The organism is Ruminiclostridium cellobioparum subsp. termitidis CT1112, from assembly GCF_000350485.1.
Taxonomy (GTDB): Bacteria; Bacillota; Clostridia; order Acetivibrionales; family DSM-1351; genus Ruminiclostridium; species Ruminiclostridium termitidis.
In genome coordinates this window covers 173,539-194,258 of sequence record NZ_AORV01000065.1, presented here as the reverse complement: position 1 = coordinate 194,258, position 20,720 = coordinate 173,539, and the positions used below count along the sequence as shown (strand labels likewise).

Below are 20,720 nucleotides of genomic sequence, written 5' to 3'. Positions count from 1 at the left end.
GGGTAATGATTAAACGTGCACTAATCAGTGTCTCGGACAAGACAGGCATAGTTGATTTTGCCAAAAATCTGGCTGCAAAGGGTGTGGAGATCATATCTACCGGAGGTACGGCCAAAGCTTTGTCTGACGCAGGCTTAAAGGTTACAAACATCTCGGACATCACAGGTTTTCCCGAGTGTCTGGATGGAAGGGTTAAGACACTTCATCCCAAGGTTCATGCCGGACTGCTTGCCATCAGAAGCAATGAAGAACATATGAAACAGATCAGGGACTTGGGCGTTGAAACCATTGATATTGTTGTTATAAATCTCTATCCGTTCAAACAGACCATATTAAAGGGAAACGTGGAGCTTGAAGAAGCTATCGAAAATATTGATATAGGCGGACCTACCATGTTAAGAGCTGCCGCAAAGAATTATCAGGACGTTGCAGTTGTCGTCGATCCTGCAGACTATGAAAAAGTGCTTTCGGAATTCAATGAAACAGGTGATGTAAGTGTGAAAACAAAATTCAGACTTGCATACAAGGTTTTTGAACATACAAGTCACTATGACACACTTATAGCCAAATATCTCAGAGATACCCTCGGTGACATTGACTTCCCCGAAACTCTTTCACTTACCTTTGAAAAGGTACAGGATATGCGCTATGGTGAGAATCCCCATCAAAAGGCTGTTTTCTATAAGGAAGTGGGAGCCAACAGAGGAGTTCTGCCAAGTGCCGTTCAGCTTCACGGAAAAGAATTGTCCTACAATAACATAAACGATACAAACGGTGCAATCGAACTTGTTAAGGAATTTGACGAGCCTACGGTTGTCGCCGTCAAGCATACCAATCCATGCGGAGTGGGCAGCGCAGCAACAATATATGAAGCCTACATGAGAGCCTATGAATCCGATCCCGTATCCATTTTTGGAGGAATCATCGCTGCCAACAGGGAAATAGATGCAAAAACAGCTGAAGAGATCAATAAGATTTTCGTTGAGATAGTTGTTGCACCATCCTTTACTGATGAGGCTTTTGCAATTCTTTCACAGAAGAAGAACATCAGATTGCTCAAGCTTGAGGGAATCTCGGAAAAAGTTTCTGCAGACACGCTTGATATGAAAAAGGTATGCGGCGGTCTTCTGGTTCAGAAGTATAACAGCCAGCTCTTTAATGAAGAGGAGCTGAAGGTTGTCACAGATGTTGAACCTACCAGTGAACAGCTGGAAGATCTGGTGTTTGCCATGAAGGTGGTCAAGCATACAAAATCAAACGGTATAGCACTTGCCAAGGGTAAGATGACAATCGGCGTCGGCCCCGGACAAACAAACAGAATAGTTCCCACAAGAGTCGCAATCGAATATGCAGGAGAAAGATCAAAGGGTGCTGTTATGGCCTCGGATGCCTTCTTCCCCTTTGAAGATTGTGTTGAAGCAGCTGCAGCGGCGGGGATCAAGGCAATAATCCAGCCCGGCGGTTCATTGAATGACCAGAAATCAATCGATGCCTGCAACAAGCACGGCATAGTAATGGTATTAACAGGAATGAGACATTTCAAACACTAATGGTCAATAACATCTAAGATGTTACAAACCACTAAGAAAATCAGGGAGGGTCCAAATGAAGGTTTTGGTAGTTGGCGGGGGTGGAAGAGAGCATGCAATAATATGGAAGCTTTCTCAAAGCCCGAAGATAAGTGAATTGTTCTGTGCTCCCGGAAATGGCGGTATCTCTAAACTTGCTTCCTGTGTTCCCATTAAAGCCACGGATATCGAGGGGATAGTTAATTTCTCCAGAGCGAATAAAATGGATCTTGTTGTGGTGGCACCCGATGATCCTCTGGTGGCGGGGATGGTAGACGCACTTGAGGCTGCAGGCATCAGAGCCTTTGGTCCGGTCAGGGCGGCAGCCATTATAGAAGGCAGCAAATCCTTTTCAAAGGATCTGATGAAAAAATACAATATACCTACTGCCGGTTATGCGGTATTTGAGAGCAGTGCCGGGGCGCTAAAGTACCTTGATATCTGCAGCGCACCCGTTGTTGTCAAAGCCGACGGCCTGGCACTTGGAAAAGGTGTTATTATAGCTCAGACCATAGCCGAAGCCAAAACTGCAGTGAACAGCATCATGAATGACAGGGTGTTCGGAGAAGCGGGAAACAAGGTTGTCATAGAGGAATTTATCGAGGGCCCCGAGGTGTCCATATTGGCCTTTACGGACGGAAAGACTGTAGTGCCCATGGTTTCGTCACAGGACCACAAACGTGTATTTGACCATGATCAGGGGCCGAATACAGGCGGGATGGGAACCTTCTCACCAAGCTTGATATATGACGGCAAACTGACAGAGCAATGCATGAAGGAGATATTCATACCAACCATAGAGGCTATGAACATGGAAGGCCGTAAATTCAAAGGAATTTTATATTTTGGTCTGATGATAACAAAAGACGGACCTAAAGTCATTGAGTACAATGCGCGTTTTGGAGACCCTGAGACTCAGGTCGTGCTTCCGAGACTTAAAACCGATCTGCTGGACATATTTAATGCCATAATAGATGAGGAGCTTGCCGGGATAAAAATCGAATGGAGCGATAATGCTGCAGTATGCGTTATAGCAGCTTCGGGCGGATACCCTGGAAAATATCCTGCCGGCCTTGAAATAAGCGGTTTGGAAGCAGCAGAAGCAGATGAAAACCTAACTATCTTCCATGCAGGTACAAGCTGTACCGACGGTAAATTCTATACGGCAGGCGGAAGAGTACTGGGTGTTACGGCGGTGGAAGAAAACATGGAAAAGGCTATCAGCAAAGCTTATGCCGGTATTGAGAAAATCAGCTTTGAGGGTATGCACTACAGGAAGGATATAGGGAAAAAGTCAATTACTATCGGCTGAAAGCATAATTCGCCTGGAAGGCGAAGGCTTTAAACCGTAATTGACTTTGGTAAAAAGAAACTTTATAAAACAGCTTAACTGGTCACCTCAATCTTTGAGGATACCGGGTAAGCTGTTTATTATGGTATAGTAATTTTGTGAAACGCCAAAAATTTTTCACATCACAAAAAATATTAAAAGGAATTATCATTTTAAAACTACTGATATGAAATAAGTTTTAAAGTATTTGAGGGTGGGAACTATACTACATGTAAAGGAAAAAGCAAAGTCTCCCGGGGAAATCAAGACTTTCTTCATGAGGTAAACATGCAAGCCATAATTTTTACGGGTATACAGGCAACAGGCAAGAGCACATTTTATAAGGAAAATTTTATAAATACTCATATCAGAATAAATCTTGATATGCTGAAAACGCGGACCAGGGAAAGTATTATTCTGGAGGCCTGTATTAAAGCCAGACAATCTTTTGTCGTGGACAATACAAATTCTACTGCTGCTGATCGAAAGAGGTATATTGATATGGCCCATAGTGCCCGCTTTAAAGTTATTGGCTATTATTTTAATTCAGATATTAAAGAGGCTATTTATAGAAACAGCAAGAGAAAAGGTAAAGAGAATGTACCTCTACCGGGAATCAGAAATACTCATGCAAAACTTGAGCCACCAACACTTGGAGAGGGTTTTAATGAATTGTTTTATGTGAGAATCGGCCAGGACGGCAATTTTATTATTGACAGTTTCAGTTTATAAAAGGCGTCAGCGATATTGACATATATATCAGAATGATATATTATTTAATGAAATAAATTGTAAACATAGTGTCTATTTTAATTATATTGTTGGGGTGCACCATGCCGAAAATTAATAAAACCAGATATGCGATTTTAGGAGTACTGAGTATTGAACCGGGTTCGGGTTATGACATAAAAAAGATCTGCGATAAATCCATATCTTATTTCTGGAATGAAAATTTTGGTCATATTTATCCTGTGCTTAAACAAATGGAAAAGGATAACGTCATAACAAAGAAAGTTGAACAAAATGAAGGAAGACCTCCACGGAATGTATATTTTATAACTGATAAAGGGCGGGAAGAACTTACAGAGTGGTTGATGAGCCCCACCATACAGGCTCCTCAGAGATTGGAGCTGCTGCTTAAGCTGACTTTTGCAAAGGTTATTCCTCCCGATAGTATGATAAAAGAGCTCCAGAGGGTAAAGGAAGGTCATTGCAGAAGCCTGGAAAGATATTACCGCATTGAGAATGAATACACAAGCAGTAATAAAGTCCGGGAAGATGACGGATATCCATATTGGATTTCCACGATCAGGTATGGCATATATGACGCGGAGTTCAGAATCAAATGGTGTGAAGAGACCATTGAGCGTATAAGGACTCACAATTTTAAGAAAGAAAATTAAATTAGTAATTATATTTGATAGTCTGGCAAAAAATTTTTAGCCATAATATATCATTATGATATATTAAATAAAGATATAGTAAATAGATACTAAGAGTATATCCCAGGAGGTTATATGTCAAAAATATTGTTTTTAAATGGTAATGCACACGGGCACATGAACCCTACTCTACCGCTGGTAAAAGAATTAGTGTGCAGGGGGCAGGAGGTTATCTATTTCTCAACCGCTGAGTTTAAACAGAAGATTGAAGCTGCCGGGGCCGAATTTATTGATTATGGATTTCAGTTGAAGCAATTCTTTGAAGGATACAGACCCAGCGGTGAGCATCCCTTTTACTCACTGGTTGAATTTATAATAAAGATGGATAGAACCGTAGTTCCACTGGTAATGGAAAAGATAAAGGATGCCGGTATAGATTTGATCATACATGATGCCATGCTTGGCGGGGGAAATATAGTGGCCAGGATGCTGAAGCTCCCGGCTGTATGTTCCTGTACATCATTTGCCATGAATAAACCGCCTCTGCCGTTACATATGCTGGAACCGGGTTTTCATCCGCAGTTGGATCTTTTATACAAAGAATTGGAAGAGGCCGGAAAGGAATGGAATTTGGACAACCTTGAGATTATGGATATATTTTTTAAAAGAGAGTATTTGAATCTGGTATTTACATCAAAAATGTTTCAGCCGGAGGGTGAAAGCTTCGATGAAAGCTTTAGATTTGTGGGACTCTCCATATTGGCAAGGGCAGAAAAGAACGATTCACTGTTGGAAGAGCTGGATACCGGCACAATAATTTATATTTCGCTTGGGACCATCAACAATCAATACATGGATTTTTACACAAAATGTATGGAAGCCTTTGGGGGTCAGAAGTACAAAGTTATTATGTCTGTTGGTAATAAGGTTGATATGGCGGCTTTTGGTGAAATTCCAGGCAATATAATCATAAGAAATCATGTACCCCAGCTTGAAGTATTAAAAAGAACTTCGGTATTTATCAGTCATTGCGGCCTTAACAGCGTAAATGAAGCACTGTATTACGGAGTACCAGTCATCGCAGTGCCTCAGGCCAATGACCAGCCGATGGTTGCCCACCGGCTGGTAAATCTGGGTGCGGGGTTAAGTATGAAAATGAGTGAAATTACTCCGGAGCTATTAAGGGATTATGTTACTCAGATATTGACAAACGGCAGCTATAAGCAAAAGAGCATTGAGCTGGGGAATTCATTTATTCAAGCCGGCGGATATAAGATCGCCGCGGATTATATTTTACAGCACAAGGGTTAATTGGTAAGAGTGAACAAAAGAAAAAGAAAGCTGAAGCTTAACCATACTGGAATGAAGCCGTGTGGATGAAAAATATTGACCGGAATATCACGGGTATTCTTATGGCAGGCAAAGAAGTGCTGGCAAAGGCAGGAAAAGATACTGCACCGGCCATTAGCAGAGGACTGGATTCATGGAATTTCAACTGGTATACTCCTGCATACATGGGCTTTAGAGGTGCGATGAATCTTTGCTCTCTCTGGCTGGAGTTTTTGTCCGAGGACTGACCCGATAAAATGCACTGGTTAAAGCCTGTTTGAAACTTAGCCTGTTTCAAGCAGTTTTTTTGTTTACTAAGATTAATTGTGAATAATATTTACTGTTTGATTGAGAATAATAGTTGTATCATGTAATATCACCTAATAAAGGAAGGTTTATGGCTAATGGATCAATCTCCGTCTTTCCAGCAGATACTGGATGCTCAAAGTAAGGCTATTATTCTGCAATTCAAGCATTGGTGCAAATTTGAAGTATTCTCCTTTCAGTTTTGGCTGTTGTTGGCCATGCTGATAATTCCATGGATAATCTGGGCAAAACTTGTGGACAAAAAAAGACTTGCAGAAATCTTTATTTATGGGCTTCTTGTGGTAACAGTGGTCACATTTCTTGACGAATTCGGGTGTCAGCTCAATTTATGGGAGTACTACATTGACATAGAACCATATTTTCCAAGACTCATACCTATGAACTTTTCAATGCTGCCGGTATGGTACATGCTGGTTTATCAGTATGCTTGCCGCTGGAAATCATTTTTGCTGGCCAATTTTTTTTCAGCAGCGTTCTTTACTTTTGTCGGCGAGCCGATATTTGTCGCTTTAAAAATATATGTTTTATTAACCTGGAAGCATATATATTCATTTCCGATTTATATAATTATAGCAATTTTATTAAAAGCTCTAACCATGGTCATTATGAAAAAGTACCGGCAAGCTCAGGAATAACAGGCCATTTCGCATAGGCACATCTTAAAATTTCTATTATTTAACACCGTGTTTTTATATTTTTTAATAAATAGTTAATATTTTTATGCTATAATATCACTTGTATTATAATAATCAGCAGTCTGTGATATCTAAAACGTTATTCCATAAGGGGGATTTGGATATTACAGATTACCGGATATCGGGCATTTATAAAAAGGAATTTCCAGATGGGAGATACACTCTTGAAAATTGGCATTTGCGGAGGAACTTTTGATCCGATTCATACAGGGCATCTTGCCGTTGCAGAATTGGTAAGATGTGAATATGGGCTTGACAGGGTATTATTTATTCCATCAGGTATGCCCCCGCATAAAAGTTTGGAAGATGTCACGGCTCCTGTGCACAGATTAAACATGGTCAAATGTGCTGTCGGTTCAAATTCAAGCTTTGAAGCTATGGCGATAGAAATAGAAAGGTCAGGTTATACCTATACTGTCGATACATTAAAAGAATTACACCGGCGTTACCCTGAGGGAACAGAATTTAACTATATAATCGGTGCAGATGTGCTATTGGATCTGTTGACCTGGAGAAATGCCCGGGAGGTTTTCAAACTGACTGATTTTATTGCCGTCATGAGGCCGGGCTTTTCAGATGAAGCCTTCAACAAGCGCTTAGCTGAATTAAAGAGAGAGTATGAAATAAATATAAGAAGCTTTGAAATTCCGCTTCTTGACATATCCTCAACCTTTATCAGAGACAGGATCAAGGCTGGAAAGTCGGTTAAGTACCTCGTTAAAGAAGAGGTTGAAGAATATATTATTAAAAACAAACTATATCAGCAGTAAAATTACTTCCTGATATTTTGGAAGGTAATTAAGCGCAATTGAATTATAAAAAAGGAAAATGACTATGAAGCTGGACCAAATGGATCTCTTGTTAAAACAAGCCTTGAAGCCGGGAAGATATATTCATTCGGTCAATACCATGAAGGCAGCCGTTTCGCTGGCCGAACATTATGGTGAAGACATGGAAGCGGCAGCCGTAGCAGGCCTCCTGCACGATTGTGCAAAAAACTTGAGAGATGATGAAACACTTGAATATTGCAGGATTCATGGAATAGAGCTAAGTGAGCTTGAAAAGCGGCAGGTGTTTTTAATGCACGGCGAAGTGGGTGCGATATTAGCCTGTGAAAAGTACGGAGTCAATGATGAAATTGTGTTGAACGCCATCAGGTATCATACTACGGGATATCCGGAAATGAATATGATGGATAAAATTATTTTTCTTGCAGATTACATAGAGCCTGGAAGAACACACAGTGAGGTCGACAATGTGAGAAAGCTGGCCTATGAAGATATAAACAGGGCTTTAATCGGTTCTTTTGACAATATAATCAAATATGTCATTCACCAGAGGGGATTGATCCATCCCAATACTATTAAAGCCAGGAACAGTATTTTAATGTTGATTTCTGATAATAATCAGATCAGAATTTAAGGGGTTAATTATTAAATTATGAGAAACAAGAGTAATAAGAGTAATAAGAGTAATATGAGTAATAAGAGTAATGTAAGTAAATTTATGAAGATTGCATTTTATACAATTGGAACTTTTTTATTGTTATTTTCATCAATTATAGTAGGTGCTAATTTTACAAGGGACTCCGGGGTATTTGACAAGGAAGTCGTGGAGGTAAAAAAACAGACGCCAAAAGAACAGTCGTCGGAAAGCAGTGCTCCAAAAAAAATAATTGTCGACAGCGAGTCCACGAAAAAAAGTGAACCGTCAAAGGATACTGTGGCTCAATCCACGGTTGACAATAAGAAATTGATTATAGAAGTGTTAAACTGCACCGACAAAAACGGACTGGCCGAAGATACAAGAGGCATGCTGGAAGCTCAGGGCTATAAAGTCAGTGCAGGCACAAATGCGGAAAAGCAGGGTACGTCACAGATTATAATCAGAAAAAAAGGTGTAATACCGGACGTTATTAAGGATGTACTGAAGATTTCGGTGGTTAAGGAAGAATTACAGCCGGATTCCAGGTATGATGTGACAATTATTTTAGGAAGTGATTTTAATCCGTAATAAAATTAATTTTTTCATTAAAAATTTAGCTTAGGACGAGGTGCAAACATTTGGATTCTAAAAGATTGGTAGAGAAAATCGTATCATTTATGGAAGAAAAGAAAGCAAGAGATATAAGTATAATCGATATTGAAAACATTACTGAAATTGCCGACTATTTCATTATTTGCAGCGGAACCTCCACAACCCATATAAAAGCAATAGCTGACGAATTGGACTTCAAGCTGGGCGAAATGGGGCTTCATGCACACCACAAGGAAGGCTATGAAACAGCAAGGTGGATACTGCTGGATTACTCCGATGTTGTAATCCATGTTTTCCATCAGGAGGACAGGGGCTTTTACAATTTAGAGAGGCTTTGGTCAGATGGAGTATTGACTAATATAAGATAAAAATGGTTGTAGATGAGAATAATATTAGAGGAAGTATTTTTAAAGTAGCTGTTCCAGCTGTTGTGGAACAGCTATTGATTATGATTGTAGGGGTTGTTTCACTGGCTTTTGTAGGGCACTTAAGCAATCAGGCAGTTGCGGCGGTAGGCTTTATAAATTCCCTGTTTGGCTTTATTCAGGTGTTTTTTGTAGCCCTGTCCACCGGATGCACGGTTATTATTGCCCGGCTGATAGGGGAAGGTGATACCGAAAACGCAAAAATGGCAATAAAGGAATGTGTCCTGATCGGCTTTGCGGCGTCTTCAGTGATAGCCATTCTGCTGATCATTTTTGCGGAACCGGTAATTTCGGTATTCTTCAGCGGTGCCGAAAGATCGGTGGTTGAGATGGCTGCCGGCTACTTTAAGATAACCTTGATAACACTGCCTTTAATGTTTTCCAATATAATAATCAGCGGTTCCCTGAGAGGGGCAGGCGACACAAAAACGCCCATGCTCATTGCAAATGTGGTAAATATATTGAACATTGTTCTAAGTTATGTTTTAATATATGGGGTTAGTATTGGTAATTTGACAATTGAAAAAAAAGGTATCACAGGTGCGGCAATTGCTGTATGCGTATCAAGAGGTGTGGGTGGGCTGCTTAGTCTGCTTGTAGTTCTGAGCAAATCCGTTGCATTGTCCTTCAGCCTGAAAGGAAAGCTGACTTTTGATTTTCAGCTGCTTAAGAGAATTCTTCATGTGGGAATACCGGCTTCAATGGAACAGCTTATTATGCAGGGCGGATTTCTTATACTGCAGGTGGTAATATCACGGATGGGTACTGAAGCATCAACTGTCTATCAGATAGTAATGTCTATTAATTCCATGTGTTTTGTTCCAATATTCGGCTTCGGCCTGGCAGCAACGACTATTGTCGGTCAAAGCCTGGGGGCCAGGCGGATAGATCTTGCAAAAAAAGCCGGTTGGAAAACCATTAAGATATGCCTGATGATCACTGTTGTAATTTCAAGTCTTCTGTTTATCTTTGCCGGAAGTTTGATCAGAATATATACAAATGATCCTGGAATAATTTCAATCGGAACAGCGGCTATAAGGATTTTCAGCTTTTCACAGCCCTTTGTATCGATTGTAACTGTGGTATCCAATGCATTAAGAGGTGCAGGGGACATAATATATGTCATGATCACAAGCTTTGTGGGCATATGGTGTTTCAGGGTATTTGTAACTTTTATTCTGGGATTGCTGTTTAACACCGGAATAACTGCTGCATGGATAGCCTTGGTTCTGGATTTTTCCATCAGGTCGGCAATGTATCTGGTAAGATTTAAAAAAGGTAAATGGGCAAATATTACAATTTAAATATAACAAATGGAGGTGAATAGCGGAAGAAATTATTCCGCTGTAAAAAGAAAAATGATTAGTGCAAACGGTATTTCCCTGAGATACGGGGGACGGGCTTTATTTGAAAACGTTAATATCAAATTTACAAAGGGTAATTGCTATGGCTTGATCGGGGCCAACGGATCGGGAAAATCAACCTTTTTAAAGATTCTTTCGGGTGAAATAGAGCCCAGTAAGGGAGATGTATCCATTACACCCGGTGAAAGGCTTGCAGTACTTAAGCAGAACCACTATGAATATGATGAATTCGAGGTTCTGAAGACTGTGATCATGGGTCATAAAAGACTCATTGAAATAATGGAGGAAAAAGAAAAGTTATATGCAAAATCCGAATTCACTGAGGAAGAGGGAATCCGCCTCTCTGAACTGGAAGCAGAATTTGCAGAATTAAACGGGTGGGAGGCCGAATCAGATGCGGCTATTCTGCTAAACGGCCTGAATATAGGTGAAGAGTATCACTACAAGCTGATGAAAGACCTTGACGGTACCGAAAAGATAAGGGTTCTGCTGGCCCAGGCACTTTTCGGAAACCCTGACATACTGCTCATGGACGAACCGACCAACCACCTTGATGTGGCTTCAATAACCTGGCTGGAAAACTTCCTTGCAAACTTTGAAAACACAGTAATAGTTGTTTCCCATGACAGACACTTTTTGAACCAGGTTTGTACCCAGATTGCGGATATCGATTTCGGTAAAATACAATTATATTTCGGAAACTATGACTTCTGGTATCAGTCAAGTCAATTGGCCCTGCAGCAGGCAAAGGATGCAAATAAGAAAACCGAGGCAAGAATGAAGGAGCTGCAGGAGTTTATCCAGAGGTTCAGTGCCAATGCTTCCAAATCAAAGCAGGCCACCTCCCGTAAAAAACTGCTGGATAAGTTGACTTTGGAAGACATAAGGCCTTCTTCAAGAAAATATCCTTTTGTAGATTTCAAGCCTGAAAGAGAAGCCGGTAACGACCTTCTTGTGATAAGCGGCATATCAAAGGAAATTGAGGGCGAGCAGCTTTTAAAGGATGTAAATATCATAGTAAACAAGGGTGATAAAATAGCTTTTGTGGGAACTTACGGAAACGCAAAAACTGCGCTGTTTAAAATCCTTATGGGTGAGATGGAAGCCGACAGCGGTGATTTTAAATGGGGAATAACAACCTCGCAGGCCTATTTTCCCGGAGATAACTCGGAATACTTTGACGGAGTTGATCTGAGCCTTGTGGACTGGTTGAGACAGTATTCCAAGGATCAGACAGAAACCTTCCTGAGAGGCTGGCTTGGAAGAATGCTGTTTTCGGGCGAGGAGGCATTAAAAAAGGCTTCGGTACTGTCAGGAGGAGAAAAGGTCCGCTGTATGCTGGCAAAAATGATGCTTTCAGGAGCAAATGTCCTTTTATTTGATGAACCTACAAACCACCTTGACCTGGAATCCATCACTGCACTGAACAATGGCCTTATCAACTACAAGGGAACAATAATGTTTACCTCCCATGACCATGAATTTGTGCAGACCATAGCAAACAGAATTATTGAAATAACTCCAAAGGGAATCATCGACAGACAGATGACCTATGACGAGTACCTTGAAAATGAGGATATTCAGGCTCTCAGAAAAGAAATGTGGTCATAGGAAACTCTGCAGTATAATAAAAACTATCCACATAACAGAAGGGTACGGAACATTGCTTCCGTACCCTTAATTTTAAATATCTGTTCTCATATTGGTTTAATTTATCATATATCTGTAAAACTAGCCTATGTTTTCAACATATCTCTTGATTTTTTTAGTAGTGGTTTTGGCAAACTCTTCCTCACGGATGGTGAAGTCCTTGATCCGTTTGTACATGGGCATTTGCTTGTTTATTTCCTTTATTTCGGCTTGGATCAGCTTGTATACTTCATCATTGGAAATAATATTCAGGCGGAGTTTTTCTTTTATTTCATCAATATCCACTACAACCTGCGCATTTACCTCAGTCTCGCCGGACTCTTCATCAAAACGGCCCCATACAAGGCTTTCCTTAACATAAGGACACTTTGCAAGGTATGCTTCAACCTCTTCGGGGAATATGTTCTTGCCGTTTTTAGTTACAATGACATTTTTCTTCCTTCCCGTTATATAAATATATCCTTCTTCATCAATATAGCCCAGGTCACCGGTGTACAGGCGGCCATTTTTCAGCACCTTGCTTGTAGCTGCCGGATTTTCGTAATAACCCAGCATTACATTATCCCCGGTCACTACGAATTCTCCTATGCCGTCTTCGCCTATATCTTCAACCTCGATATCTATTCCGGCAAGCGCCTTCCCGGCCGAGTCATGTCTGAAGCCACGGTCGTTGTTAACGGATACGATAGGAGCACATTCTGTAAGTCCATAACCTTGAACAATCCTTACTCCCATTGCGCATAAATCATTTGACACATCGGGGTTTATGGCGGCAGCTCCTGAAATGACAAGCCTGACTCTTCCTCCGAATATATTATGAACCTGCTTGAATATTTTCTTCCGTATGTCAATTTTTAAGAAATAGTAAAGGAAATTACTTATTTCAAGGGCAACATTCAACTTTATTTTGCTCAACAAATTCTTTGAGGCCTGCTTTATTATCTTCTTATGCATATTTTCCAGAATCAGCGGCACCAGCATCAAAATTGTCGGCCTGGTTTCCTGCAGGTTCTGTACGATATACTTCAAGCCTTCATTAAAAGAGAAGCAGCAGCCGTTGTACATCATTACAAGGAAATTGGCGGTACATTCATAAGTGTGGTGGAGCGGCAGTATGGAAAGTCCGCTGTCGGTTTCATCCAGATACAGCATGGAACATACCGATATGACGTCAGAAACTATGTTCTTGCTGGAAAGCATAACACCCTTTGCCAGATCTGTGGTTCCTGAAGTGAAAATCAAAGCCGCCATTTTGTTTTCGTCTATTTCGGCATCCAGATAGCTCTTGTCACCATTTGCCAGCAGGGATTCACCTTTTTCAATCAATTTTGGGAGTGAAAGAAAATTGTTATCGTCATCCGCATCCAGGTCCATATCAATAAAATACTTAATATCCGAGGTTCTGGAAAGCTTCAGCATGTCACTTCTGTGTTTTGAAGAAAATACAATGGCGTCCACGCCTGCTCTTGAAGTAAGGTTCTCAACTTCATTGTAGGGAAGCTCCCTGTCTAACGGAACAACCACACCGACCCCTCCGGTCACCGTTAAGTAGGTTGTACACCACTCGGCCCTGTTTTGAGATAATATAGCTATTTTTTTATCCTTTAAACCCATATCAATTAGAGCAGTTCCCAAAGCATCAATATCATTTTTTAATTCTATATATGTCTTTGCGTAATATTCTCCATTTTTGCCTTTGATTAAAAATGCATTTCTTGATCCGAATAAATTTGTACTCTGAACCATCATATCTTTTAGATCTTTGACTTTTCTGAGTTGGTAAATCGGTTCGGCTCTCATTGATTACACCTCTCTTAATAAGCAATAAATGCTGTTATTTTAACTCCTAATCGTTTCCGATTGAACCATTCCAAGCTCCAGAACCCACATAACCAGTCATAATGGTTCATTCCATATATTACTATCAAACACATACTATAATATAAGTATATTGAAATTAAATCAATATATGAAGTAAATAAAAATCAAATAAATTACCATTTATGTCTTTCTTTTATCTTATAAATCCTTCTTCTGGATATTTTTCTTAATATCTTTCTTAAAATAAAAAAGCATATTACAACGGCCAAGGTTATTGATCCAAATTTGAACCAGGGAGAAGAAGTAAATTTATTTACATAAGCCTTAATCTTTGCGTTCATACTCTGATCGATTGTTCTGGAGGAAACAATATCAACTTTGCCTATGTTTACTCCATCAAGTGTATATGCTATATTTCCCAGAACGGTACCCTTTGTGACAGGAGCTTTTAAATTCTCCTTTATGGTCACTTTTTCATCAATCTTCCAGAGATTTTTGTCATTGGGTAAAATGGCCTCAACCTTGCCGTTTGTCACCAGATCCAGCTGGCCATCATCTGCCGCATCCTGTACAACAACTTTTTTTATTATTTCGTTTCTGTCAATTATCAGCTGGTTTGAGTAATTTTCGTATCCTGCCCGAAGTAAAGTTTCAGTAAAATCAAAAACTGTCCTTCCGGGTTTGTTGTTTACTCCCAGTATGACTGAGATAAGCTCCAGGCCATCCTTGTTTACTGCCGATGCAATGAAGTTGGCACCTGCACGCACGGTTGAACCGGTCTTTAAACCTGTTACGGTAAACTGATTTCTGTCATCTCCCGTATCCGGTCCATAATTATATGACTGGCCCAGCATTTTGTTGGTGTTGCTCAATACATTCCATTTGTTATGCTTATTTGTAGGACTGAGCATGTCTAATTTCTTCCGGCCTATGATTTCCCGGAAAGTTGGGAAGGTTAAGCATTCTTTTGCTATCAGAGCCAGATCCCTTGCAGTTGAATAGTGCTCCGCATCCTTTTCATATTCGTCTATACCGCAGGGGTTGGTGAAAGTGGAATTTCTTGCACCGGCCTCGGCAGCCATTTTATTCATTTCCTTCATAAACTCTTCTTTACCGGAGAAAAGATTTTCAGCTATAATATTCGCAGTTTCGTTTGCCGATGCAATTAACAATGCATGGAGCAAATTATCCAGCGTAAGTTGTTCACCTGGTATAATTCCTATATTCATTCCGCCGACTCCGATATCGGAAACGGCTTCCTTGCTTGCAGTCATAACCTGACTTAAATTACCTTTTTTCAGAGCGACAAGTGCAGTTGCTATTTTGGTTGTACTTGCGGGTCTCAGACGGGCGTCGGGGTTGTATTCATATAAAACACTTCCAGTCTTGGCGTCCATCAATATGTAGGCGGCTGCATCAATATCCAGATCTTTGCAAAAAGCGGGTGAGATTTGAAATGCAAGAATGATGGCAAGTATTAATGTAACTAGTGCTTTCTTCATATTTCCTCCTCAGTAAAATACATCTTATATAAGTATAAAACAAAAACCAAAAATATGAAACCTTTCGACAACATTTGTTATATATATAGTAATTTGACAGTAATTGTATTATAATGTTAATAGATCAATTCTTTTAATTTCTTAAGCCGCTGAAATTCGTGCATACGGCAGTGTTTTCCAGGTTATTTCTAAAATTTCGCGTATCGAAAAAAAACAGCCTTTATTAGATTAATATGCGTCATTCTTGTGATTTGTGCCATTAAAATTGGGTTAAAGCAAGAAATCAATATTTAAAACCATGTCATTTTATTCAAAAGTATTAAGGAGGTATTATGGAAATATGCATATTTGGAAAGCAATACTTTATCAACAAGGTGTTGCTTTTAGCAGTCATTTTATTAATGGTTGCCGGCTCAGGCCTGCTGGGATACTTTTTAAAGCAGGTATATCAGCCGTTGAAGGAGCCGGTGATAGAAAGAGCACCAATAACTGCGGGGAGTGAAAAAAGCGGTATTGACCGGGAAAGCGGGGGGGAGGAGGAAACAGTCGAAAGCATCAAGGTTTACATTGTGGGATGTGTAAATAAACCCGGCGTTGTGATGCTTGAGAAGGGCAATGTCATAGAAGATGCCATAAGGCTGGCAGGAGGAGCCACAAAGGAGGCTGATCTGGATAATATAAATCTGGCTTACCGGCTGGAGGATAATACCATGCTGAAGATCAAAGGGAAAACAGCTGCAGCTGCTAAAAGTGCTGCTCAACCGGATAACAAGGCAAAAACTGCCGCCCCTGCTTCAGACTCAAAAAAAGCCGGGACACCGGATATCCTGAACAGCGGTGTGGATATTATCAGTGACAGCCTGGGGGCAGTGATTGCGGATGAACAGGTAAAAGCAGGCGGAAATGCGAAAACCAATCTTGTAAACATAAATACAGCCACCCAGGCTGAACTTGAGGGACTGCCCAATGTTGGACCTGCAACTGCAAAGGCCATTATTGAATACAGAGATAAAAACGGTGGATTTAAGAAGGTTACCGATTTGATGAAAATAACCGGAATAAAACAGAAAACCTTTGATAAAATAAAAGATCATATATGCATTTAGTACAATATGCGTTTTGGAGGTTACAGACCGCTAAAATCCGGTAAAACAAAAACCGGCTTGTATAAACAAGCCGGTTGTAAAATAATTTAAAGGAGGAAAATATAATTAAATTTTCACTATTTATTATAGTATTATAATGAAGTATTTCAAATGGCATTTATAAACGATTTTGCCGGTCGAATAATGTAATATTATATACAATATTAACAATCACCTTGTTAATGACGGCAATATCAGTACTGATACCAGTATATACGCCAGCAGCAAAGAAATTAATGGCACCAAAATACCGAAAAGAATTACGCTGAATAGCTTTTTATGTCTGAATTTTTTAAATCTTTTAAATCTGGTGTTTCTCAACTTTGCCTCCCTATATTACCTTGCAGGGTACTAAATTGCATCAACAAATATTATTTCCAAGAAATTAGGCGAGTAGTCAGCAGAAGGACACCATATACGGATTTTTTGTTGCAGCAGAAATTATGCTGTGCTATAATTGCTCTCAATAACACTCAAACAAGTAATTTGGTTTTAAGTAGGTATGTGACTCTGCAAGCCGCGGAACGGGGGTAACTAATATGAAGTATTTAAGATTTTTAGCCGATGGAATGGAAAAGTACGGAATTTTAGATGGAAATGAGATTACCGAAATACAGGGCAGTATTTTTGAAAATCCGGCAGTGACCGATAAAAGGTACAATTTGAGCCATGTCAGGCTTTTGGCACCCTGCAAACCGGGTAAGGTTGTAGCTGTCGGGCTGAATTATGCGGATCACGTCAAAGAGTTTTCCGGCCGGGATATACCTGAGAATCCTGTCATCTTCATAAAACTTCCTCATACCGTAATAGGGCCGGATGATTCAATTATATTGCCGGAGATATCCAACCGGGTTGATTACGAAGCGGAGTTTGCCGTAGTTATCAAAAAATACTGCAAAAATATTGAGCCGGAACAGGCCTCCGAATATATTCTGGGAGCAACCTGTCTGAACGATGTTACGGCGAGGGATATTCAGAAGTCGGACGGTCAGTGGACCAGAGGAAAAAATTATGAAACCTTCTGTCCCATAGGACCTTATATAGTTACCGGTCTGGATTATACCAAACTGGATGTAAAGCTGATTTTGAACGGACAGGTCAAGCAGCACGGGGATACTTCCATGCACATATTCAAGACCGACTACCTTATCAGCTTTATTTCAAAGGTCATTCCTCTTGAACCTGGAGACGTTGTTACAACAGGAACACCGGAAGGTGTGGGTCCCATGAAGCCGGGTGACGTGGTGGAGGTGGAAATAGAGGGGATAGGCAGGCTGACAAATCATGTAAAACAGGCTGATTGCTGATACAGGCAATATCTGGCAAAGTGCTGCGGCCTATTGAAGTATTGACACATAAATTGTGTGAGAATATAATTAATTATATTGTTGTTATATTGACAAAGGCGTTGATGAGAAGAGTAAGTAAAAAATGGGGTTTCAGAGACCGGATACAACAGCTGAAAGTAACCGGACCTGCACTTTACCGAAAACCACCTCGGAGCCTGATCGGTGATTACGTTATAATCTGCAATATCAAAATTTTGATATGCAACGAGCTGCAAGTAGGGTGGAACCGCGAGATAACTCTCGTCCTTATATAGTCAATTTATGATTGACTTCAGGACGGGAGTTTTATTTTTATAATAAAATAGAGAAAAGGAGACAGCATATGATTAAAATAGCATTAAAAGATGGAAGTGTTCAGGAATACCAGGAGGGTATTTCCATACTTCAAGTTGCCGAAAGTATCAGTGCAGGCCTGGCAAGAGCCGCGCTTGCAGGTGAAGTGGACGGAAAGGTCAAGGATCTGAATTTCAAGCTGGAAAAGGATTGTTCCCTGAACCTGCTCACCTTCTCGGATGAAGGCGGAAGGCTCGCATACAGGCATACGGCCTCGCATGTACTGGCACAGGCTGTTAAAAGACTGTTCCCAAATGTAAAGCTGGCAATCGGTCCTGCAATTGATAACGGTTTCTACTATGACTTTGATATTGAAAAGAATTTCTCACCTGAGGACCTTTCGAAGCTTGAGAAGGAAATGGAAAAAATAATAAAGGAAGATCTGCCCCTGGAAAGATATACTCTCCCAAGAGAAGAAGCAATCAGATTCATGGAGGAGAAGGGCGAACCCTACAAGGTTGAACTCATAAAGGACCTCCCCGAAGGAGAGGAAATTTCCTTCTACAAGCAGGGCGACTTTGTGGACCTGTGTGCCGGGCCCCACCTTGCTTCAACAGGAAAGCTCAAAGCTATCAGGCTTATGAGTGCCGCAGGTGCTTACTGGAGAGGAAATGAAAAAAACAAGATGCTCCAGAGGGTATACGGTACTGCTTTCCCAAAGAGGGGCGAACTGGATGAATACATTACCAGGCTGGAAGAGGCAAAGAAGCGTGATCACAACAAGCTGGGAAGAGAACTGGAATTGTTCACAACCGTGGAAGAAATCGGTCAGGGTCTGCCGCTGCTTATGCCTAAAGGTGCCAAGATCGTACAGACCCTGCAAAGATTTGTTGAGGACGAAGAGGAAAGAAGAGGCTATGTCATTACAAAAACTCCTCTTATGGCCAAGAGTGACCTGTACAAACTATCAGGCCACTGGCAGCACTACAAGGACGGCATGTTCATACTGGGTGACGAGGAAAAGGACGATGAAGTAATGGCCCTCAGACCTATGACCTGTCCCTTCCAGTTTATGATATACAAATCAAAGCTCCACAGCTACCGCGATCTTCCCATCAGGTACGGCGAGACTTCGACTCTTTTCAGAAACGAGGCATCGGGTGAAATGCACGGCCTTATCCGTGTCCGCCAGTTTACAATTTCCGAGGGCCACCTGGTATGTACTCCCGAACAGCTGGAAGAGGAATTCAAGGGTGTTGTCGACCTTATCAAATATATGATGGAGACTTTGGGCATACAGGAGGATGTAACCTACAGGTTCTCAAAATGGGATCCCAACAACAAGGAAAAGTATATCGGAAGTGCGGAGGATTGGGAGGACGTTCAGGACAAGATGAGAACCATTCTGGATCATCTGCAGATTGAATACAAGGAAGCTGAGGGTGAGGCTGCCTTCTATGGCCCAAAGCTGGATATCCAGTTCAGAAATGTACACGGAAAAGAAGATACAATAATAACCGTACAGGTTGATTTTGCACTTGGAGAACGCCTGGATATGGTTTATATTGATAAAAACAATGAAAAGAAGCACCCGTATGTTATTCACAGAACCTCAATCGGCTGCTATGAAAGAACTCTTGCAATGCTGATCGAAAAATACGCCGGTGCCTTCCCGACCTGGTTGTGTCCTGTACAGACAAAAATACTTCCATTGGTTGAAAAGCATCACGACTTTGCTCAAAAGGTTGCACAGATGTTGAAAGACAGAGGTGTAAGAGTTGAAGTTGACTACAGGAATGAAAAGATAGGTTACAAAATAAGGGAAGCCCAGATGGAAAAGATACCTTATATGCTGGTAATAGGCGATAAGGAAATGGAAAACGGTGCTGTGGCAGTCAGATCCAGAAAAGACGGAGATCTCGGAATTTTGGCAGCCCAGGAATTTGTCGACAGGATCGTGGAGGAAATCAGAACCAGGGCTAAATAATAATATAAAAGCAGTTTTCTGAAATTTATAAACGAAGCACGTGGTTTAGCTGGCAAACCGGCAGGAAACCGATTTGCCAGCAGCTTCTTTAAACTTTATTCAATTGAAAAAGGCAGCTACAACTTTTGTTAACAGATCTTTTTCAATTCTGTTAAGCGATTTACTCTTTAACATACTTAATATTTCACTGTATTCCCTCTCAAAATCGCTGCCGGCAACAGCTTCGGTTTTTATTAAATTTTTGCTGTCCCTGCTTTCCAGAGTTTCAGTGATATAAATCATTTCTCCTGACATATCAATGGTTACATTTTTGCTCAGGCAGCAATCCGGGCTGACTTCCCAGGTGGTGGCACATTCAAAGACTCCTTTTCTTAATTCCGTTAAAGTAAGTATATTGAGTACTTCATCAATACCTTTTTGTGAAATGGCACCCATGATCTCGGAAGAATTCTTATAAAAAGAAAATTCAATGTAATCTGCTGTTTCCTTTAAGTATGAGATTAGTTCAAATAATTCCATAATATCACTCCCAATAT

20 protein-coding genes are annotated in these 20,720 nt (G+C 40.6%); 16 read left to right on the top strand and 4 right to left on the bottom strand.

Annotated elements, in window-relative coordinates; all coding sequences use genetic code 11:
* Nucleotides 1–5 precede the first annotated feature (5 nt).
* The 13 genes from purH (at nucleotide 6) to CTER_RS23010 (ending at nucleotide 12,068) form a co-directional block, all read left to right on the top strand.
* On the top strand, nucleotides 6–1,550 hold the full coding sequence (gene purH, locus CTER_RS23070; RefSeq protein WP_004630259.1) for a bifunctional phosphoribosylaminoimidazolecarboxamide formyltransferase/IMP cyclohydrolase: 1,545 nt from the start codon (nucleotides 6–8) through the stop codon (nucleotides 1,548–1,550).
* 55 nt (nucleotides 1,551–1,605) lie between these two features.
* Nucleotides 1,606–2,880, top strand: coding sequence for a phosphoribosylamine--glycine ligase (purD, locus tag CTER_RS23065; RefSeq protein ID WP_004629674.1), 1,275 nt, complete (start codon nucleotides 1,606–1,608; stop codon nucleotides 2,878–2,880).
* A 306-nt stretch (nucleotides 2,881–3,186) separates the two neighbouring features.
* Nucleotides 3,187–3,630, top strand: a complete 444-nt coding sequence (locus CTER_RS23060) for an AAA family ATPase (RefSeq protein WP_004629830.1) — start codon at nucleotides 3,187–3,189, stop codon at nucleotides 3,628–3,630.
* Between the two features lie 101 nt (nucleotides 3,631–3,731).
* A complete protein-coding gene (locus CTER_RS23055) occupies nucleotides 3,732–4,301 on the top strand; it encodes a PadR family transcriptional regulator (protein WP_004630096.1) in 570 nt (189 codons plus the stop codon).
* Nucleotides 4,302–4,415: 114 nt separating this feature from the next.
* Nucleotides 4,416–5,591, top strand: coding sequence for a macrolide family glycosyltransferase (locus CTER_RS23050; protein WP_004630014.1), 1,176 nt, complete (start codon nucleotides 4,416–4,418; stop codon nucleotides 5,589–5,591).
* 65 nt (nucleotides 5,592–5,656) lie between these two features.
* Nucleotides 5,657–5,857, top strand: a complete 201-nt coding sequence (locus CTER_RS23045) for a hypothetical protein (RefSeq protein ID WP_040761918.1) — start codon at nucleotides 5,657–5,659, stop codon at nucleotides 5,855–5,857.
* Nucleotides 5,858–6,013: 156 nt separating this feature from the next.
* Nucleotides 6,014–6,571 carry a CBO0543 family protein gene (locus CTER_RS23040; RefSeq protein ID WP_004630241.1) on the top strand — a complete coding sequence of 186 codons (558 nt, stop codon included), beginning with the start codon at nucleotides 6,014–6,016 and terminating at the stop codon, nucleotides 6,569–6,571.
* A 224-nt stretch (nucleotides 6,572–6,795) separates the two neighbouring features.
* On the top strand, nucleotides 6,796–7,401 hold the full coding sequence (nadD, locus tag CTER_RS23035; protein ID WP_479725123.1) for a nicotinate-nucleotide adenylyltransferase: 606 nt from the start codon (nucleotides 6,796–6,798) through the stop codon (nucleotides 7,399–7,401).
* Between the two features lie 64 nt (nucleotides 7,402–7,465).
* Complete coding sequence (yqeK, locus tag CTER_RS23030) at nucleotides 7,466–8,053, top strand: bis(5'-nucleosyl)-tetraphosphatase (symmetrical) YqeK (protein ID WP_004629864.1); 588 nt, start codon at nucleotides 7,466–7,468, stop codon at nucleotides 8,051–8,053.
* A gap of 54 nt (nucleotides 8,054–8,107) precedes the next feature.
* The gene (locus tag CTER_RS23025; protein WP_004630041.1) at nucleotides 8,108–8,644 is read left to right on the top strand and encodes a LytR C-terminal domain-containing protein; all 537 of its coding nucleotides are present in this window, start codon (nucleotides 8,108–8,110) and stop codon (nucleotides 8,642–8,644) included.
* Between the two features lie 50 nt (nucleotides 8,645–8,694).
* On the top strand, nucleotides 8,695–9,036 hold the full coding sequence (gene rsfS / locus CTER_RS23020; protein ID WP_004629654.1) for a ribosome silencing factor: 342 nt from the start codon (nucleotides 8,695–8,697) through the stop codon (nucleotides 9,034–9,036).
* A 2-nt stretch (nucleotides 9,037–9,038) separates the two neighbouring features.
* A complete protein-coding gene (locus CTER_RS23015) occupies nucleotides 9,039–10,397 on the top strand; it encodes an MATE family efflux transporter (protein ID WP_004629707.1) in 1,359 nt (452 codons plus the stop codon).
* 54 nt (nucleotides 10,398–10,451) lie between these two features.
* Nucleotides 10,452–12,068: an ABC-F family ATP-binding cassette domain-containing protein gene (locus CTER_RS23010; RefSeq protein WP_040761975.1), complete on the top strand. Its 1,617-nt coding sequence runs from the start codon at nucleotides 10,452–10,454 to the stop codon at nucleotides 12,066–12,068.
* 120 nt (nucleotides 12,069–12,188) lie between these two features.
* Here CTER_RS23010 and CTER_RS23005 read toward each other — a convergent pair whose 3' ends face one another.
* Together CTER_RS23005 and CTER_RS23000 are read right to left on the bottom strand one after the other, a co-directional pair.
* Entirely contained in the window at nucleotides 12,189–13,907 is a 1,719-nt protein-coding gene (locus CTER_RS23005) for an AMP-binding protein (RefSeq protein WP_004629739.1), read from the bottom strand.
* Between the two features lie 194 nt (nucleotides 13,908–14,101).
* Nucleotides 14,102–15,430 carry a D-alanyl-D-alanine carboxypeptidase family protein gene (locus CTER_RS23000; RefSeq protein ID WP_004630202.1) on the bottom strand — a complete coding sequence of 443 codons (1,329 nt, stop codon included), beginning with the start codon at nucleotides 15,428–15,430 and terminating at the stop codon, nucleotides 14,102–14,104.
* A gap of 332 nt (nucleotides 15,431–15,762) precedes the next feature.
* Between CTER_RS23000 and CTER_RS22995 the strand changes: the two genes are divergently transcribed.
* Nucleotides 15,763–16,536, top strand: coding sequence for a ComEA family DNA-binding protein (locus CTER_RS22995; protein WP_004630098.1), 774 nt, complete (start codon nucleotides 15,763–15,765; stop codon nucleotides 16,534–16,536).
* Nucleotides 16,537–16,746: 210 nt separating this feature from the next.
* Here the strand turns inward: CTER_RS22995 and CTER_RS28460 are convergent, their stop codons facing one another.
* Entirely contained in the window at nucleotides 16,747–16,896 is a 150-nt protein-coding gene (locus tag CTER_RS28460; protein WP_165585979.1) for a hypothetical protein, read from the bottom strand.
* Nucleotides 16,897–17,114: 218 nt separating this feature from the next.
* Between CTER_RS28460 and CTER_RS22990 the strand changes: the two genes are divergently transcribed.
* Both CTER_RS22990 and thrS read left to right on the top strand, forming a co-directional pair.
* Nucleotides 17,115–17,882 (top strand): fumarylacetoacetate hydrolase family protein, encoded by a 768-nt coding sequence (locus CTER_RS22990; protein ID WP_004630248.1) that lies wholly within the window; start codon nucleotides 17,115–17,117, stop codon nucleotides 17,880–17,882.
* Nucleotides 17,883–18,246: 364 nt separating this feature from the next.
* On the top strand, nucleotides 18,247–20,184 hold the full coding sequence (gene thrS, locus CTER_RS22980) for a threonine--tRNA ligase (protein ID WP_004630118.1): 1,938 nt from the start codon (nucleotides 18,247–18,249) through the stop codon (nucleotides 20,182–20,184).
* A 99-nt stretch (nucleotides 20,185–20,283) separates the two neighbouring features.
* On the opposite strand, the gene CTER_RS22975 is transcribed toward thrS, so the two are convergent.
* The gene (locus CTER_RS22975; RefSeq protein WP_004629890.1) at nucleotides 20,284–20,703 is read right to left on the bottom strand and encodes a hypothetical protein; all 420 of its coding nucleotides are present in this window, start codon (nucleotides 20,701–20,703) and stop codon (nucleotides 20,284–20,286) included.
* Nucleotides 20,704–20,720: the final 17 nt, after the last annotated feature.

Coding starts and splice junctions, on each gene's coding strand:
- purH (WP_004630259.1), top strand. CDS start 6: ATGATTAAACGTGCACTAATCAGTGTCTCGGACAAGACAGGCATAGTT.
- purD (WP_004629674.1), top strand. CDS start 1,606: ATGAAGGTTTTGGTAGTTGGCGGGGGTGGAAGAGAGCATGCAATAATA.
- CTER_RS23060 (WP_004629830.1), top strand. CDS start 3,187: ATGCAAGCCATAATTTTTACGGGTATACAGGCAACAGGCAAGAGCACA.
- CTER_RS23055 (WP_004630096.1), top strand. CDS start 3,732: ATGCCGAAAATTAATAAAACCAGATATGCGATTTTAGGAGTACTGAGT.
- CTER_RS23050 (WP_004630014.1), top strand. CDS start 4,416: ATGTCAAAAATATTGTTTTTAAATGGTAATGCACACGGGCACATGAAC.
- CTER_RS23045 (WP_040761918.1), top strand. CDS start 5,657: ATGAAAAATATTGACCGGAATATCACGGGTATTCTTATGGCAGGCAAA.
- CTER_RS23040 (WP_004630241.1), top strand. CDS start 6,014: ATGGATCAATCTCCGTCTTTCCAGCAGATACTGGATGCTCAAAGTAAG.
- yqeK (WP_004629864.1), top strand. CDS start 7,466: ATGAAGCTGGACCAAATGGATCTCTTGTTAAAACAAGCCTTGAAGCCG.
- CTER_RS23025 (WP_004630041.1), top strand. CDS start 8,108: ATGAGTAATAAGAGTAATGTAAGTAAATTTATGAAGATTGCATTTTAT.
- CTER_RS23015 (WP_004629707.1), top strand. CDS start 9,039: ATGGTTGTAGATGAGAATAATATTAGAGGAAGTATTTTTAAAGTAGCT.
- CTER_RS23010 (WP_040761975.1), top strand. CDS start 10,452: ATGATTAGTGCAAACGGTATTTCCCTGAGATACGGGGGACGGGCTTTA.
- CTER_RS23005 (WP_004629739.1), bottom strand. CDS start 13,907: ATGAGAGCCGAACCGATTTACCAACTCAGAAAAGTCAAAGATCTAAAA.
- CTER_RS23000 (WP_004630202.1), bottom strand. CDS start 15,430: ATGAAGAAAGCACTAGTTACATTAATACTTGCCATCATTCTTGCATTT.
- CTER_RS22995 (WP_004630098.1), top strand. CDS start 15,763: ATGGAAATATGCATATTTGGAAAGCAATACTTTATCAACAAGGTGTTG.
- CTER_RS22990 (WP_004630248.1), top strand. CDS start 17,115: ATGAAGTATTTAAGATTTTTAGCCGATGGAATGGAAAAGTACGGAATT.
- thrS (WP_004630118.1), top strand. CDS start 18,247: ATGATTAAAATAGCATTAAAAGATGGAAGTGTTCAGGAATACCAGGAG.
- CTER_RS22975 (WP_004629890.1), bottom strand. CDS start 20,703: ATGGAATTATTTGAACTAATCTCATACTTAAAGGAAACAGCAGATTAC.